At 61.0% G+C, this 13,215-nt stretch carries 14 protein-coding genes; 11 read left to right on the top strand and 3 right to left on the bottom strand.

From position 1 onward, the window contains the following. Nucleotides 1-21 precede the first annotated feature (21 nt). Complete coding sequence (locus tag BM399_RS05990; protein WP_092865480.1) at nucleotides 22-207, bottom strand: hypothetical protein; 186 nt, start codon at nucleotides 205-207, stop codon at nucleotides 22-24. 370 nt (nucleotides 208-577) lie between these two features. Here BM399_RS05990 and BM399_RS05995 point away from each other — a divergent pair, with 370 nt between their 5' ends. From BM399_RS05995 to BM399_RS06030, 8 genes are all read left to right on the top strand, one after another. Further along, nucleotides 578-1,273, top strand: a complete 696-nt coding sequence (locus tag BM399_RS05995; protein WP_092865483.1) for a hypothetical protein — start codon at nucleotides 578-580, stop codon at nucleotides 1,271-1,273. A gap of 344 nt (nucleotides 1,274-1,617) precedes the next feature. After that, on the top strand, nucleotides 1,618-2,868 hold the full coding sequence (locus BM399_RS06000; RefSeq protein WP_244531094.1) for a carbohydrate porin: 1,251 nt from the start codon (nucleotides 1,618-1,620) through the stop codon (nucleotides 2,866-2,868). Nucleotides 2,869-2,965: 97 nt separating this feature from the next. After that, nucleotides 2,966-3,904: a tRNA (adenosine(37)-N6)-dimethylallyltransferase MiaA gene (gene miaA, locus BM399_RS06005; protein WP_092866447.1), complete on the top strand. Its 939-nt coding sequence runs from the start codon at nucleotides 2,966-2,968 to the stop codon at nucleotides 3,902-3,904. Nucleotides 3,905-3,986: 82 nt separating this feature from the next. Then, nucleotides 3,987-5,753, top strand: coding sequence for an acetolactate synthase 3 large subunit (locus BM399_RS06010; protein WP_092865489.1), 1,767 nt, complete (start codon nucleotides 3,987-3,989; stop codon nucleotides 5,751-5,753). A 50-nt stretch (nucleotides 5,754-5,803) separates the two neighbouring features. After that, nucleotides 5,804-6,292, top strand: a complete 489-nt coding sequence (locus tag BM399_RS06015) for a hypothetical protein (RefSeq protein WP_092865492.1) — start codon at nucleotides 5,804-5,806, stop codon at nucleotides 6,290-6,292. 4 nt (nucleotides 6,293-6,296) lie between these two features. After that, the gene (locus tag BM399_RS06020; RefSeq protein WP_092865495.1) at nucleotides 6,297-6,971 is read left to right on the top strand and encodes a glutathione S-transferase family protein; all 675 of its coding nucleotides are present in this window, start codon (nucleotides 6,297-6,299) and stop codon (nucleotides 6,969-6,971) included. Between the two features lie 34 nt (nucleotides 6,972-7,005). After that, on the top strand, nucleotides 7,006-7,551 hold the full coding sequence (gene ilvN, locus BM399_RS06025; RefSeq protein ID WP_092865498.1) for an acetolactate synthase small subunit: 546 nt from the start codon (nucleotides 7,006-7,008) through the stop codon (nucleotides 7,549-7,551). A gap of 65 nt (nucleotides 7,552-7,616) precedes the next feature. Next, on the top strand, nucleotides 7,617-8,222 hold the full coding sequence (locus tag BM399_RS06030) for a LysE family translocator (protein ID WP_210186950.1): 606 nt from the start codon (nucleotides 7,617-7,619) through the stop codon (nucleotides 8,220-8,222). A gap of 17 nt (nucleotides 8,223-8,239) precedes the next feature. On the opposite strand, the gene BM399_RS06035 is transcribed toward BM399_RS06030, so the two are convergent. After that, nucleotides 8,240-8,722: a DUF1190 domain-containing protein gene (locus tag BM399_RS06035; protein WP_092865501.1), complete on the bottom strand. Its 483-nt coding sequence runs from the start codon at nucleotides 8,720-8,722 to the stop codon at nucleotides 8,240-8,242. A 271-nt stretch (nucleotides 8,723-8,993) separates the two neighbouring features. Here BM399_RS06035 and ilvC point away from each other — a divergent pair, with 271 nt between their 5' ends. The 3 genes from ilvC (at nucleotide 8,994) to BM399_RS06050 (ending at nucleotide 12,420) form a co-directional block, all read left to right on the top strand. Continuing rightward, entirely contained in the window at nucleotides 8,994-10,013 is a 1,020-nt protein-coding gene (gene ilvC / locus BM399_RS06040; protein WP_092865504.1) for a ketol-acid reductoisomerase, read from the top strand. Between the two features lie 610 nt (nucleotides 10,014-10,623). Next, nucleotides 10,624-11,385 carry an NUDIX hydrolase gene (locus tag BM399_RS06045; RefSeq protein ID WP_177228050.1) on the top strand — a complete coding sequence of 254 codons (762 nt, stop codon included), beginning with the start codon at nucleotides 10,624-10,626 and terminating at the stop codon, nucleotides 11,383-11,385. A 123-nt stretch (nucleotides 11,386-11,508) separates the two neighbouring features. Then, nucleotides 11,509-12,420 carry a PhzF family phenazine biosynthesis protein gene (locus BM399_RS06050; protein WP_092865507.1) on the top strand — a complete coding sequence of 304 codons (912 nt, stop codon included), beginning with the start codon at nucleotides 11,509-11,511 and terminating at the stop codon, nucleotides 12,418-12,420. A gap of 4 nt (nucleotides 12,421-12,424) precedes the next feature. Here the strand turns inward: BM399_RS06050 and BM399_RS06055 are convergent, their stop codons facing one another. Further along, nucleotides 12,425-12,991, bottom strand: coding sequence for a cytochrome b (locus tag BM399_RS06055; protein ID WP_244531095.1), 567 nt, complete (start codon nucleotides 12,989-12,991; stop codon nucleotides 12,425-12,427). Nucleotides 12,992-13,215: the final 224 nt, after the last annotated feature.

Raw genomic sequence — 13,215 nt, forward strand, 5'->3', positions numbered from 1 at the left:
TCGGATCAATCGGGGAGTGGTCTAGTCTTCGACGACTTTCCAGCCTTCGGGATGAGGCAGTTTTTTCCGCTTCGTCTCGGCTTCGTCGCGCGTTGTGAAGCGGATCGCCAGGGACCGCGGGACGAACACGTCACCGTTGCCGAGATAGGTGTGCTGTCCTGTGGCGCGAAATACGTCGTGCCGCTGCTCTTCCAGTAAATATGCCATTGGCCGAAATCTCGCGTTCGTCCCGGTGAGCCGGGGAAGAGTGACCGCAACTTTCGGCAAAAAACCAGCCCCGAGATAGGGGCCGGGAGAGCCATCTCGGGGCTAGTCGCGAGTTCAGCCTTTAGCCGTTCTGGGAAGCGTGTGGCTTAGCTCTAGCACCTGTCTCTATTCTATACAAAAAAAGTAATCAATATCCGAAATGGACCTGGGGGTCTTTTTTGCGCGGCGCGTTGACCCAAGTTTTGGGCAAGACCTGTCGCGAGCGGGGGCTTGGCATCAATCCCGGCAAAACATATCCCCGGTTCATCATCGGGTGTTAAATTTGGCCGTTCGACCGGCGGTGTCCGGTTTTTTGGAAGGATTTTGACGCTTGGACGGTCAGGAATTCAAGGAGACGGCAGGGCGGGTTCTCAGTGCGATCTGGCGCGGGTCGGTCATTGCGCTCTGGACCATGCGCGAGCTTCTGAGGACTTTCTGGTCGATCGTGCGGGGGCCTTTGATCGCCGCCCTCAATGTCGCCGCGGCGCTGATCATCCTCTTCGAGGAATGGGGATGGCGGCCGCTTTCCGAGCTTATCGGACGGCTCGCGAAATTCGCGCCCATCGCGGCGGTGGAGCGGTTTATCGCCGGGCTGCCTCCCTATGCGGCGCTCGTTGCGCTGGCGCTGCCGACATCGTTGCTGCTGCCGCTGAAGTTCGTTGCCGTATGGCTGCTCGCCAACGGGCATTTCGCGACGGCGACGCTGTTGTTCATCGGCGCAAAGCTCGCTTCGACGGCCATTCTTGCGCGGATATTCATACTGACGAAGCCGTCGCTGATGCAGATCGGCTGGTTCGCTAGTGCCTTCAATTGGTTGATGCCGTGGAAGGACGCGCTTTTCGCGCAGATACGGGCGTCGTGGGTCTGGCGGTATGGGCGCATCGTCAAGGCGCGGGTCGTGGCGAATGTCCAACAGGCCTGGAAGCGGCTCCGCCCGCGCGCTTCGGATCTATGGCGGCGATTGACTGGACGTGAGTTGCCGTTTGCCGGAAAGCCACCCGCGGAGCGCGATCTTTCGATAAAATGATTCGGGGCCGCCTGAGGCGGAGCGCAGCTGGAGGCGTGCGCTGGGAAGTTCTCCGGGCTGCGCCATTCCGTGTCCGGACAAAAACAATTGCAAACGGGCAACAGCGCATGGCCCGAGAATGTAGCGCCCATAGCATTTCCGCGATCCAATGTTGACGGGAGTGGTCAAGTATCTTCTTCTAAGTTGGAGTTGAGCCCGAGGCAGGGCATGAGGGGGTGAGGTTTGCGTGCGGCTGTTTGCAGGGCCGGCGCGGACCTTGTGGGGGCATACGAATGAGATTGAGAGTTTCGTCCGGCCTACTGCCAGTTTTGGCGTTGGGAACACTGACCGCGGCGGCCGGGGGCATGGCTAGCGGGGTGAGAGCGGAAGAGGCATCCATCACCGGCGTTCCGGAAGATTCGCTCGCTGCCGGCTGGAATGATCCGGTGCGCGCGGCATTCGCGAGCCGCGGCATCACTTACGGCGTCAACTGGATCGGCGAATACTGGAACGTCGCGTCGGGCGGCAACTCGCAGGGCTCGAACTTCGACGGCCGTTTTGATGTTCACACCGACATCGATCTCGAAAAGCTTGTGGGCTGGAAGGGCGCCGTCATCCACGCCAACGCCTTCTACATCCATGGCATCGGTGCTTCGACTGAGCGCGTCGGCAACATCTTCGCGGTCAGCAATATCGAAGGCTACGAGACGTTCCGGCTCGACGAAATTTGGCTGGAGCAGTCGCTGCTCGAGGACAAGTTGAAAGTGAAGGTCGGCTCGATCGCCGCCGATACCGAATTCTTCATCAGCGATACGGCTTCGCAGTTCATCAACGGCACGTTCGGCTGGCCCGGCATCACGGCTGCGGATCAGGCGGCAGGCGGACCTGGGTATCCGCTGGCTTCGCTCGGCGTGCGCTTGCAGTACCAGCCGACCGATAACCTCAACATCCTGGCCGCCGTCTTCAACGGCAGCCCGGCCAATCCTTTTTCGGAGAACCCGCAAAAGGACAACAATCACGGCGTGGAATTCCGTCTTCAGGACGCGCCGTTGCTGATGGTCGAAGCGCAGTACAAGTATGATGCCGGCCTGCCCGGAACCTTCAAGCTCGGTGGTTGGAAGCAGTTCAATCACTACGCGACGGACTTCCTCGATCCGACAGTTCTCGACACCAGCTACGGGATCTACGGCATCATCGACCAGCAGATCTGGAAGGGTGCGGACGACAAGGCGATCAACGCGTTCGTGCGGGTATCGGGCAGCCCCGACAAACAGAACCTGATCGATACCTATTTCGATACCGGCATCGTCTTCACGGGGTTCGTGCCGGGACGCAAGGAAGACGCCTTCGGCGCTGCGTTCGGCTATGGCCACATCTCGAACAAGTTCAGCCAGGCACAGGCCGATCCGGATAGCGATTTCACTTCGGATGTGATCTCGAATTACGAGTCCGTGCTCGAACTCAACTATCTCGCGAAGATCCGTCCTGGTTTCGCTATCTCGCCGGACTTCCAATACATCTGGAACCCCGGCGGCCGCGTCGGCAGCGATTCCGACGATCTGAAGCAGATCCCCAATGCCGCCGTTGTCGGCGTCAGGACCATTCTGAATTACTGAGCCTGCTTCATTCCTAAGCTCCGTTTCGGGTTTTCAAATCGCGATCTGACTTCGGCCTCCTAGCGCCGCCCCGATGGGTGCGCTAGGAGGCCTTTTCATGAGCGCAGCGCCAAATCACACAAAGCCTATTCTCATCGCCGGGCCGACGGCGAGCGGTAAGTCTGCGCTCGCGATGGCGATTGCCGAGCACGCCCGCGGCGAGATCATCAACGCCGACAGCATGCAGGTCTATCGGGAGCTACGCGTTCTCTCGGCGCGGCCGTCCGTGGAAGAAGAAGCCCGCGTTCCGCATGCGCTCTACGGGTTCGTGCCGGCGGGGGAAGCCTATTCCGCAGGGCGGTTCGTTCGCGATGCCGCGGCGGCCATCGCGAGGGCTCGAAGCGCGGGGCGGCGTCCGGTCATCGTCGGGGGCACGGGGCTCTATTTCAAGGCGCTGATCGAGGGGCTTTCGCCCATACCCGCCATAGCCGCCGACGTTCGCGACTACTGGCGCAGGGCAGGCGAGGAGCGGGGCGCCGGGGCCTTGCACAGCGAGCTTCTGCGGGTCGATCCCGTCATGGCCGAGCGCCTGGCTCCGACCGATACGCAACGGATCGTGCGCGCGCTCGAGGTGATCCAATCGACCGGACGGTCGCTCGCCGAGTGGCAATCATTGCGGGGCGAGCCGGTGATCGAGGAACCCGAGACGGTTCGCCTCGCGGTTTCCGGCGACCGAGCCGAACTGCATGCGCGGGCCGATGCTCGTTTCGATCGGATGATGCGGGAAGGGGCGCTCGACGAGGCGCGGGCTTTGTCGGCTCTGCAACTCGACCCCGATCTTCCGGCGATGCGGGCGATCGGAGTGCGGCCGCTTCTGCGGCTCGCCCGGGGTGAGATCGGCGAGGACGAGGCTCGCGAGCTTGCAAAAGCGGAGACCCGCCAGTACATCAAACGCCAGGAAACTTGGCTGAAAAGAAATATGATTTCGTGGGAACCTGTCACAACGAAAGAAACGGCAAGTTCATTGCGAGATATTTTCTCATTTATTCAGCGTTAGCGTTGACCTATTAGGCTCGGACCCCTACTTTCCCCCGACCTTTGAAACCGCCTGCAGGCTTTTGCCGGCGAAGGAGTTATTCATGGCACGCACGATGACCGGCGCCGAAATCGTTTTGCAGGCTCTCGCCGATCAGGGCGTCGAGCTGATCTTCGGGTATCCGGGCGGCGCGGTCCTTCCGATCTACGACGAGATCTTCAAGCAGGAGAAGATCCGGCACATTCTCGTTCGCCAGGAAGGCGGGGCGCTGCACTCGGCCGAAGGTTATGCGCGGTCGACCGGCAAGGTCGGCGTCTGCCTCGTGACGTCGGGGCCGGGCGCGACCAACGCCGTGACGGGCCTGACGGACGCTTTGATGGATTCCATTCCGCTCGTGTGCATCACGGGCCAAGTCGCGACGCACCTGATCGGCAACGATGCCTTCCAGGAATGCGATACCGTCGGCATCACGCGGCCGTGCACCAAGCACAACACGCTCGTCAAAAGCGTCAACGACCTCGCGCGGATATTGCACGAGGCGTTCTACATCGCGCGCACGGGGCGTCCAGGTCCGGTCGTCGTCGACATTCCGAAAGACGTGCAGTTTGCGCTCGGCAACTACGTCGGCCCGTCGAATATTCAGCATAAGACCTACCGGCCGAAGCTGAAGCCCGAACAAACGGCGGTGCGCGAAGCCGTGGATCTCATCGCGAGCGCCAAAAAGCCGGTTTTCTATACCGGCGGCGGCATCATCAACTCGGGTCCCAAAGCCAGCCAGCTGTTGCGCGAGTTCGTGCGGCTGACGGGCTATCCGATCACGTCGACGCTGATGGGCCTCGGCGCCTATCCGGCATCCGACAAGCAGTGGCTCGGCATGCTCGGCATGCACGGGACGTACGAAGCCAATCTCGCGATGCACGATTGCGACGTGATGATCAACATCGGCGCGCGCTTCGACGACCGCATCACCGGCCGCGTCGATGCGTTTTCACCGGGATCGAAGAAGATCCACGTCGATATCGATCCGTCGTCGATCAACAAGAACATCGTGGTCGATGTGCCGATCGTCGGCGATTGCGCCTACGTTCTCGAAGACATGCTGCGGATCTGGAAGGCGAAAGCGCCGGCCCTCGACAAGGCGGCGCATAAGGCCTGGTGGAAGCAGATCGATGGCTGGCGCGCGAAAAAATCGCTTGCGTATAAGAACTCCAAAGACATCATCATGCCGCAGTACGCGTGTCAGCGTCTGCAGGAGCTGACGAAGAATCGCGATACGTTCTTCACGACCGAGGTCGGCCAGCATCAGATGTGGGCGGCGCAGTTCCTCCAGTTCGAGGAGCCCAACCACTGGATGACGTCCGGAGGGCTAGGCACGATGGGATATGGATTGCCTGCCGCGATCGGTGTGCAGCTTGCGCATCCCCGCTCGCTCGTCATCGATGTCGCCGGCGACGCGTCGATCCTGATGAATATTCAGGAGTGCTCAACAGCAGTCCAATACCGCCTGCCGATCAAAGTTTTCATCATGAACAATGAGTACATGGGCATGGTGCGCCAGTGGCAGCAGCTGTTGCATGGCAACCGCTTGTCGGAGAGCTATACCGAGGCGCTTCCGGATTTCGTGAAGCTGGCCGAGGCCTATGGCTGGAAGGGCATGCGCTGCGAGCATCCGGCCGATCTCGACGATGCGATCAAAGAGATGATCAATACAGAGGGACCGGTGATCTTCGATTGCCGCGTCGCCAAGCTCGCGAACTGCTTCCCGATGATCCCATCGGGCAAGGGGCACAACGAGATGCTGCTCGGCGAGAACATTACCGACGAAGAAGTCGAGCGGGCTATCGACGATGCAGGAAAGGTACTGGTTTGAGAAGCGGGGGCTCTGGCTTCGGGATCGGTAGCATCGTGGCCGCCATTTGCATGGCGACCCTTGTTTCCGTGCCCCAGGCGTCGGCCGCCAAGGAAACTTGGGACCACGCCGCCAACATCAAGGACGCCGCAAAGCGCCTTGCCGAACTGCATCGCCGCGAAGGTTCTCAGGGCGTGCTGAAGTTCCTCGATGCCTGCTACCGGACGCAAACGCTCGCCAGCAACTATTCGGCGGGCCTCGAGTCGTGCATGGCGCAGGACTACATGCACAGCCAAGTGCTGGCGCAGATCTATGCGCGCATTCCGCAAGCCGACCGCGTCCGCATGGGCACGCCGGCGCCGGAAGACATCGCGCGTGGCATGGGCCAACGGTTCGTCGCGACGTTCAAGCAGTATAATATTTCGGTCAAAGAAGCCGAGAGCTTCAAGAAGATGGTCGATAAGAACGGCATGCCGATCTTCCTGAAGGCGATCTTTCCTCCGGGGAAGCCGGGTGAAGCTGACTCCGCTGCCGATCCCGGCAAGGCGAGCGACCGTTAGCGAAATGCTGAAGCTCGTCATTGCCAACAAGCTTTACTCGTCGTGGTCGCTCAGGCCGTGGCTTGTGCTGTCGGCTTTCAACGTCCCGTTCGAGGAAGTCATCATTCCTTTGCGGACGCCCGAGAGCCGCAACCTCGTACTCGAATATTCGCCATCCGGCAAAGTGCCGGCACTGGTCGACGGTGACGTATCGGTTTGGGAAAGCCTCGCCATCATCGAATATCTGGCGGAGAAGTTTCCCGAGCTTGCGATCTGGCCGCGCGATGCCCAAGCCCGGGCGCACGCACGCGCAATCTCGAACGAGATGCACGCCGGTTTTCAGGCGCTGAGGCAAGGATGCCCGATGCATCTCGGCGCTCGTTTTGCGACGCCGCCGTTAACCGAACCGCTGCAGGCGTGCATCGACCGGATCGAAGATATCTGGTCGGGGGCGCGCAATCGCTTTGCGGGCAGCCAGCCTTTTCTCTACGGTGCGTTCTCGGCGGCCGATGCGATGTATGCGCCCGTCGTCACGCGCTTCGACACCTATCAAATTCCCGTGCGCGAGGCCACGCGAGCCTATATGGATGCCGTTCTCGCGCATCCCGCATACGAAGCGTGGCGGGCGGCAGCGCTGGTCGAGCCGTGGCGCATTCCGGAATATTCGGCCGGTCACACGCCGGTCGAAAGCTTCATCTGATCCAACATTTCACCAGACACCCAAGAGACCGACGATGTCCGACCTAACGAAGCAAATGCCGCCGCCGAGCGTTCTCAGATCGCAGGAGATCGTATCGCGTACGCTCTCGGTCGTCGTCGATAACGAGCCGGGCGTGCTGGCGCGCGTCATCGGCCTTTTTGCGGGCCGCGGCTACAACATCGACTCGTTGACCGTGACCGAGGTCGAGCACGAGAAGCGCTTGTCGCGCATTACCGTGATCACGAGCGGCACGCCGGCAGTGCTGCAGCAGATCAAGCATCAGCTCGAGCGGCTCGTTCCGGTGCACCGCGTTCGCGATCTGACGGAAGAGGGCGGTTCCATCGAGCGGGAACTTGCGCTCGTGAAGGTCGCGGGCAAGGGCGACAAGCGCATCGAAGCTTTGCGGCTGGCCGAGATCTTCCGCGCGAAGGTCGTCGATACGTCGATCGAGCATTTCGTTTTCGAGGTCACGGGCAAGCCGTCGAAGATCGAGACGTTCATTCAGCTGATGTCGGAACTTGGGCTCGTCGAAGTGTCACGCACGGGCATAGCTGCTATCGGCCGTGGGGCAGTTGGCTGATCTCCCAAGATCACTGCAGATTGTGATCGGTAACAGGGAGGCCGGTTCGCCGGGTTGCCGTTCGAGTGTCGCAGGATCTCTTTCTCTCGTTCCTTACGTTTGCGTTCGTCTCGAGCATGACGCCCGGGCCGAACAACATGATGCTGTTGACGTCCGGCGTTAATTTCGGGTTCGCCCGGACGCGGCCGCATGTTCTCGGCGTGACGATCGGGTTCACGATCATGTTCGCGTCGGTCGCTCTCGGCGCGGGCCGGATATTCACGGTGTTCCCGACGCTTTACTCGGTGCTGCGCGTCGTCAGCATCGGATACCTGTTGTGGCTCGCGTGGCGGATCGCGACGGCGGGGACGAGCAATCCGGTCGTGACCGACAAGGCCCGCCCGATGACCTTCTTCGAGGCGGTGCTTTTCCAGTGGGTCAATCCCAAAGGCGTGATGGTGGCGCTGAGCGTCGCAGCGAACTACATTTCGCCTGCGAATCTTTGGGCCGGCGTTGCATTGATTTCAGCAGTTTGCCTCACGGTCTCGCTGATTTCAGCCTCGACCTGGGCGTTCTTCGGCACGTCGCTTCGGCCGCTGCTGGCCAATCCGAGGCAAGTCCGGATTTTCAACGTGGCGATGGCCGTTGCGCTCGTTGCGTCGCTGTGGCCGCTCGTCCACGAAATGATTTGAGAGATTGACGCCGAGCGTCAGCTCTTCTTGGCGAGCCGGGCGTTCTCGTGTGCCAACGCCTCGGCCGATTCAGAGAAAGTGTTACTGACATCTTTCAGTCCAAAATTTTGCTTGTCGAGCCCTTTGAAGCCGGATGACCCGTCCGATGTCGCGTAAAGCGGCACCGCGCTCGGCGGCTGGCTGAATGTGATCAAAAATGCCTGGAGTTTCGGCTGGTAATTGCCGTCGACGCCCTTTGCGCAGCGGTCAGGGCCTTCGACGGCGGCGCAAGCGGCGAGCGAATTATAGGATGGGGCGCGGCTCTGATGCAGTGCAACCGCCTTATCGATCGCCTGTCCGCACTCATCGATGGTGAGCTTCTGGCGGCTGGCGCAATCTCCGGAGGAAATGAAGATCCCCGTTTCGGCCTTTGCCTTCGGTGCGGCCGGGGCCGCGCTGTTGCCACAACCGGCAAGTGCTACTGCGGCAGACAAAATTCCGAATAATGCGATTGTTCGCATGGGGCGGGTCCGAATTGGGCGTCAGATATCGCAATTCTGCGCTTTTCCCAGTTAGGGTTCGGTTAATTGTTGCAAGGGGCGACAAGAAAAAGGGGGCGCAGAAATATTCGTGCTAGGGCAGTCGGTAGCACCCCGGCCCGTTGAATCCTTATCCCGATCTCTGTAGGTTCCGCCCAGATTTCAGGGCGCCCGGCTCAAAGCTGATCCGGGCCCCCTTGCTTTCAACCCAGCCCGACTGTCGATATCGACCGGGGAACCCGAGAGGCCGCCCATGCGCGTCTATTACGATCGTGATGCCGACATCAACCTCATCAAATCAAAAAAAGTCGCGGTCGTCGGCTATGGCAGCCAGGGCCATGCGCACGCGCTGAACCTCAAGGATTCGGGCGTCAAGGACATCGTCATTGCGCTCCGTAAGGGTTCGGGTTCGGCGCAGAAGGCCGAGGGCGCCGGTCTCAAGGTCATGGAAGTCGCGGACGCGGCCAAGTGGGCCGATGTCATCATGATGCTGACGCCGGACGAACTGCAGGCCGACATCTACAAAGAGCAGCTCGAGCCCAACATGAAAAAGGGCGCAGCGCTTCTTTTCGCGCACGGCCTCAACGTGCATTTCAATCTGATCGAGCCGCGTGCGGACCTCGACGTCGGCATGGTGGCGCCGAAGGGCCCCGGCCACACGGTGCGCGGAGAATATCAGAAGGGCGGCGGCGTGCCGTGCCTGATCGCTGTCCACCAGGACAAGAGCGGCAACGCGCACGATCTCTTCCTGTCTTATGCGTCTGCAATCGGCGGCGGCCGTTCGGGCGTGATCGAGACGACGTTCCGCGAAGAATGCGAGACGGATCTCTTCGGTGAGCAGGCCGTGCTTTGCGGCGGCCTCGTCGAGATGATCCGCGCCGGCTTCGAGACGCTGGTCGAAGCGGGCTATGCGCCGGAGATGGCGTACTTCGAATGCCTGCACGAAGTGAAGCTGATCGTCGACCTCATCTACGAGGGTGGCATTGCCAACATGAACTACTCGATCTCGAACACGGCCGAGTACGGTGAGTACAAGACGGGTCCGAGAATCATCACGTCCGAGACGAAGGCCGAGATGAAGCGCGTGCTCGCCGACATTCAGACCGGCCGCTTCACGCGCGACTGGATGCTCGAGTGCAAGGCGGGGCAGCCGAACTTCAAGGCGACGCGCCGCTTGAACGATAGCCATCAGATCGAGGAAGTCGGCGCGAAGCTGCGCGCGATGATGCCCTGGATCTCGAAGAACAAGCTGGTCGATAAGGGCAAGAACTAAGAGCGCCGGCGGCTGACGGGCGGTTTCGCACAGCGTGAACCGCCCGCACTACTGCGCTTTGGGGAGGGTTAACGTGCGGCAGCGCGGGCGGTCTACGTCAAATCCAGCCAACTGACCTTTCGGACAATCGACTGGGACTAACGCGGGCGGCAGAGGAGCGGGGACCTCTGCCGCCCGTTTCCGATTCTGCCGCTTGCACGGCTTCTTCGGATTTAAAGGGGCTCTGACGCAGCGCGGCCGCTGCGTGAGCCCGATGGTGTTTCCATCGGGCGGCAGGTGATCCATCATCACACCTCGCCGCAATGAAACCTGGTGCAACACCAGGATGCTGAAACCGGCCAAAGGTGCTGGGAGATCTTGACTGTCGCCCCCCAGCGACGCTGTCGTGAGTGTCATATGCGTGCCGAATCTTGGCCGCGTCATGACGAAACTTGGCTGAACCCAAGGCTAGAACGTTTTTGTGCAATTGGAATTCACATCGATAAATGCCGAACATATTTGTGCTTCGAGCATTTGAAAGGGAGCTGAAATTGCGCGGGCGAGTTCTAGTCAAACGGAGACTTATTTGTGACTCGCGCGCTCGCGCGTTTCGTTTCGCGGTGGCGCTCACGTGATTGCGCGCGCAATACCGAATGCCGGTTTTCCTTTCGCCAACGGCGTTAAATCCGTTGCCGATTGCTCGTTAAAACTCTCAGGCGAAGCTTGGCCTTTTGCGCAAGAGCATGCGAGCGCGATCGATGCGCATTGGCAGGCGGCGACGAACGAGAACCCTGCGTACTTCAACGGCATCGTGCATCTCATTGACAGTGTACGGTTCGTCGACGGCGTGCTTCACGCGACGCTGACGCGCACGGAGTTCAAGAGTTATCTCTACTGGCGCATGCACGGCTTTCCCGAAGCCGGCGTTCTCGACGGATTTGGATCGGCGCTCATCCGGACATCGGACGGCGAGTACCTGCTTGGTGAACAGATGCCGGGCAACGTGAACTACGGGTTCGCGTGTCTGCCTTCGGGCTTCATCGACGAACGCGATGTGCTTCCTGACGGCACGATCGACATCACACGGAGCATCGAGCGGGAGATTGCGGAAGAGCTCGGCGATGTCGCGAAGCTCGTTCAAAAGGAGAAGGGCTTCATCGTCACGCGCTCGGACACGCAGATGTCATTCGCGGTTCCTTTTTACGCGCCCGTGCCGACGGCCGAGATCGTGCGCCTTCTCGAGGCACACAACGCGACCTGTGACGATCCGGAAATCCAAACGATCATTCCTGTCGCAAATCGCGACGATATCGAGCGCCTCAACATGCTGCCTTCGACCCGGGCGACGATGGAGGCGCTTTTCGCCGCGCGCCGAGGGCCTTCGGCGGATTGAAAAAGGGCTTGGCTGCGGCTGAGGCTTGCCGCATGGTTCCGGCCGCTCGCGTTGATGCTCAAGGTCTATACGCGCGCGGGGCAATCTCGACGGCAAACGAAGCAGCGGGGAGTACGGCGCACGATGGCGCTCACGTATCATGTCCTGGACGTTTTTACCGAACGGCCTTTCGGCGGCAATCCGCTAGCGGTCGTGCTCGGCGCCGATCGCCTCAGCGCCACCGAGATGCAAACGATCGCCCGGGAGTTCAATCTCTCCGAGACGGTCTTCGTGTTGACGACGACGACGCCCGGGCATACGGCGCGCATCCGCATTTTCACGCCGAGCCGGGAGCTGCCGTTCGCCGGCCACCCGACGATCGGGACGGCGGTGCTATTGGCCGAGCTTCGCGCGCTGCTTGGGAACGGCGAGAGCGATGCGATCATCGCGCTCGAGGAAGAGATCGGCAGCCTTCGGGTCGGGGTGCGCATGCGCGCGGGCGGGGCGTCGTTCGGAGAGTTCGATGCACCGAAGCTCAGCTGCGTTCCGGAAATCATGTCGGAGCCGGAGCAGATAGCGGCGGCCGTGGGTCTCATTCCCAATGAGATCACCTTCGAAAATCACAAGGCGACGCTTGTCAGAAGTGCGCCATCGTTCGCATTCGTGCCGGTGTCGAACCTCGATGCCATGGCGAAGGTGAGAATTGCGCCCCAGCATTGGGCGCGGGCGTTCACCGATCGCGGTGTCAACGGCGCCTATCTCTACACGCGCCAGTGCGTTCGCGGTCAATCGGCGTTTCATGCGCGGATGTTTGCGCCGGATCTCGGCGTCGGCGAAGATCCGGCGACCGGGTCGGCGGCGGCAAGCTTCGCCTACGTCATCCAGGAATTCGACGCCTTACCCGATGGCGTGCATAAGCGCGGCATCGAGCAGGGGTTCGAAATGGGTCGCCCGAGCGCGATCTCGCTGACGATGACGATCGCGCGCGGCAAGCTCGACGGTGTGCGCATCGGCGGTTACGCCGTGCGCGTCGCCGAGGGCACACTCCAGATCTGATCTCTCATTTGCGCGCCGCCATTGGCAACATGCGGTGAAGCGTGTTGTTCTTGAGCACGTGGTGATGTGCGAGTGCTGCAATCGCGTGCAGGCCGATCACGTAATAGAGCGCGTTGCCGATGAACTCGTGGACCTCTTTGAGGGTGCCCGCGAGATCTTTGTTTTCGCCGATGATGAAGGGGAGCTCTAACCCGAAAAAGGGCGCCGGGCGGCCGGCAGCGTTCGACATCAGCCAGCCGAGCAGCGGCATCGCGATCATCGCAGCATAGAGGGCAGCATGGGCGCTGTGCGCGATCGCGGTCTGCCATGCCGGGGGCGTGGGAATGATCGACGGCGCCGCGGTCCGGCTCCGGATGAAGATGCGGACGACGACCAGGAAGAGGATCGCTAGCCCCAACGATTTGTGGGTGAGCATCAGCAGGTCGCGCGTCGGGCTGCCCTTGGGATAGAACTCGTGCAGCTCGACGGCGGCGAGAATGCCGACGAATATCAGAGCCGTGATCCAATGCAGTGCGATGAGGGACGGCGGATAGGTGGTCGCCCTAGCAGATGGCTCTATGGCTGTGGTCACGCGATCTTCTCCCCCGAAATGCTCTTCGATTTGGCGCTTTGGCCCCTTCTGAACGGGTTTTAGGGCCGTTATCCGTTGGAGCGCCATGAAAATTGCCGCAGACCACGGATTTTTGCCGGGGCTGAGGGGCGCGACGGTCGAACGGCTTGATTTTGGGGAGCCAGATCGGCTATTCAGCCCGGACTGAATTGATCGGCCGGGTCGTTCGGCCATTTCGCTGGGTT

Source organism: Hyphomicrobium facile, assembly GCF_900116175.1.
Classification (GTDB): Bacteria; Pseudomonadota; Alphaproteobacteria; order Rhizobiales; family Hyphomicrobiaceae; genus Hyphomicrobium_B; species Hyphomicrobium_B facile.

Excerpts from the sequence above, each read along its gene's own strand:
- BM399_RS05990 (WP_092865480.1), bottom strand. The coding sequence starts at position 207 with ATGGCATATTTACTGGAAGAGCAGCGGCACGACGTATTTCGCGCCACA.
- BM399_RS06000 (WP_244531094.1), top strand. The coding sequence starts at position 1,618 with ATGGCTAGCGGGGTGAGAGCGGAAGAGGCATCCATCACCGGCGTTCCG.
- miaA (WP_092866447.1), top strand. The coding sequence starts at position 2,966 with ATGAGCGCAGCGCCAAATCACACAAAGCCTATTCTCATCGCCGGGCCG.
- BM399_RS06010 (WP_092865489.1), top strand. The coding sequence starts at position 3,987 with ATGGCACGCACGATGACCGGCGCCGAAATCGTTTTGCAGGCTCTCGCC.
- BM399_RS06015 (WP_092865492.1), top strand. The coding sequence starts at position 5,804 with ATGGCGACCCTTGTTTCCGTGCCCCAGGCGTCGGCCGCCAAGGAAACT.
- BM399_RS06020 (WP_092865495.1), top strand. The coding sequence starts at position 6,297 with ATGCTGAAGCTCGTCATTGCCAACAAGCTTTACTCGTCGTGGTCGCTC.
- ilvN (WP_092865498.1), top strand. The coding sequence starts at position 7,006 with ATGTCCGACCTAACGAAGCAAATGCCGCCGCCGAGCGTTCTCAGATCG.
- BM399_RS06035 (WP_092865501.1), bottom strand. The coding sequence starts at position 8,722 with ATGCGAACAATCGCATTATTCGGAATTTTGTCTGCCGCAGTAGCACTT.
- ilvC (WP_092865504.1), top strand. The coding sequence starts at position 8,994 with ATGCGCGTCTATTACGATCGTGATGCCGACATCAACCTCATCAAATCA.
- BM399_RS06050 (WP_092865507.1), top strand. The coding sequence starts at position 11,509 with ATGGCGCTCACGTATCATGTCCTGGACGTTTTTACCGAACGGCCTTTC.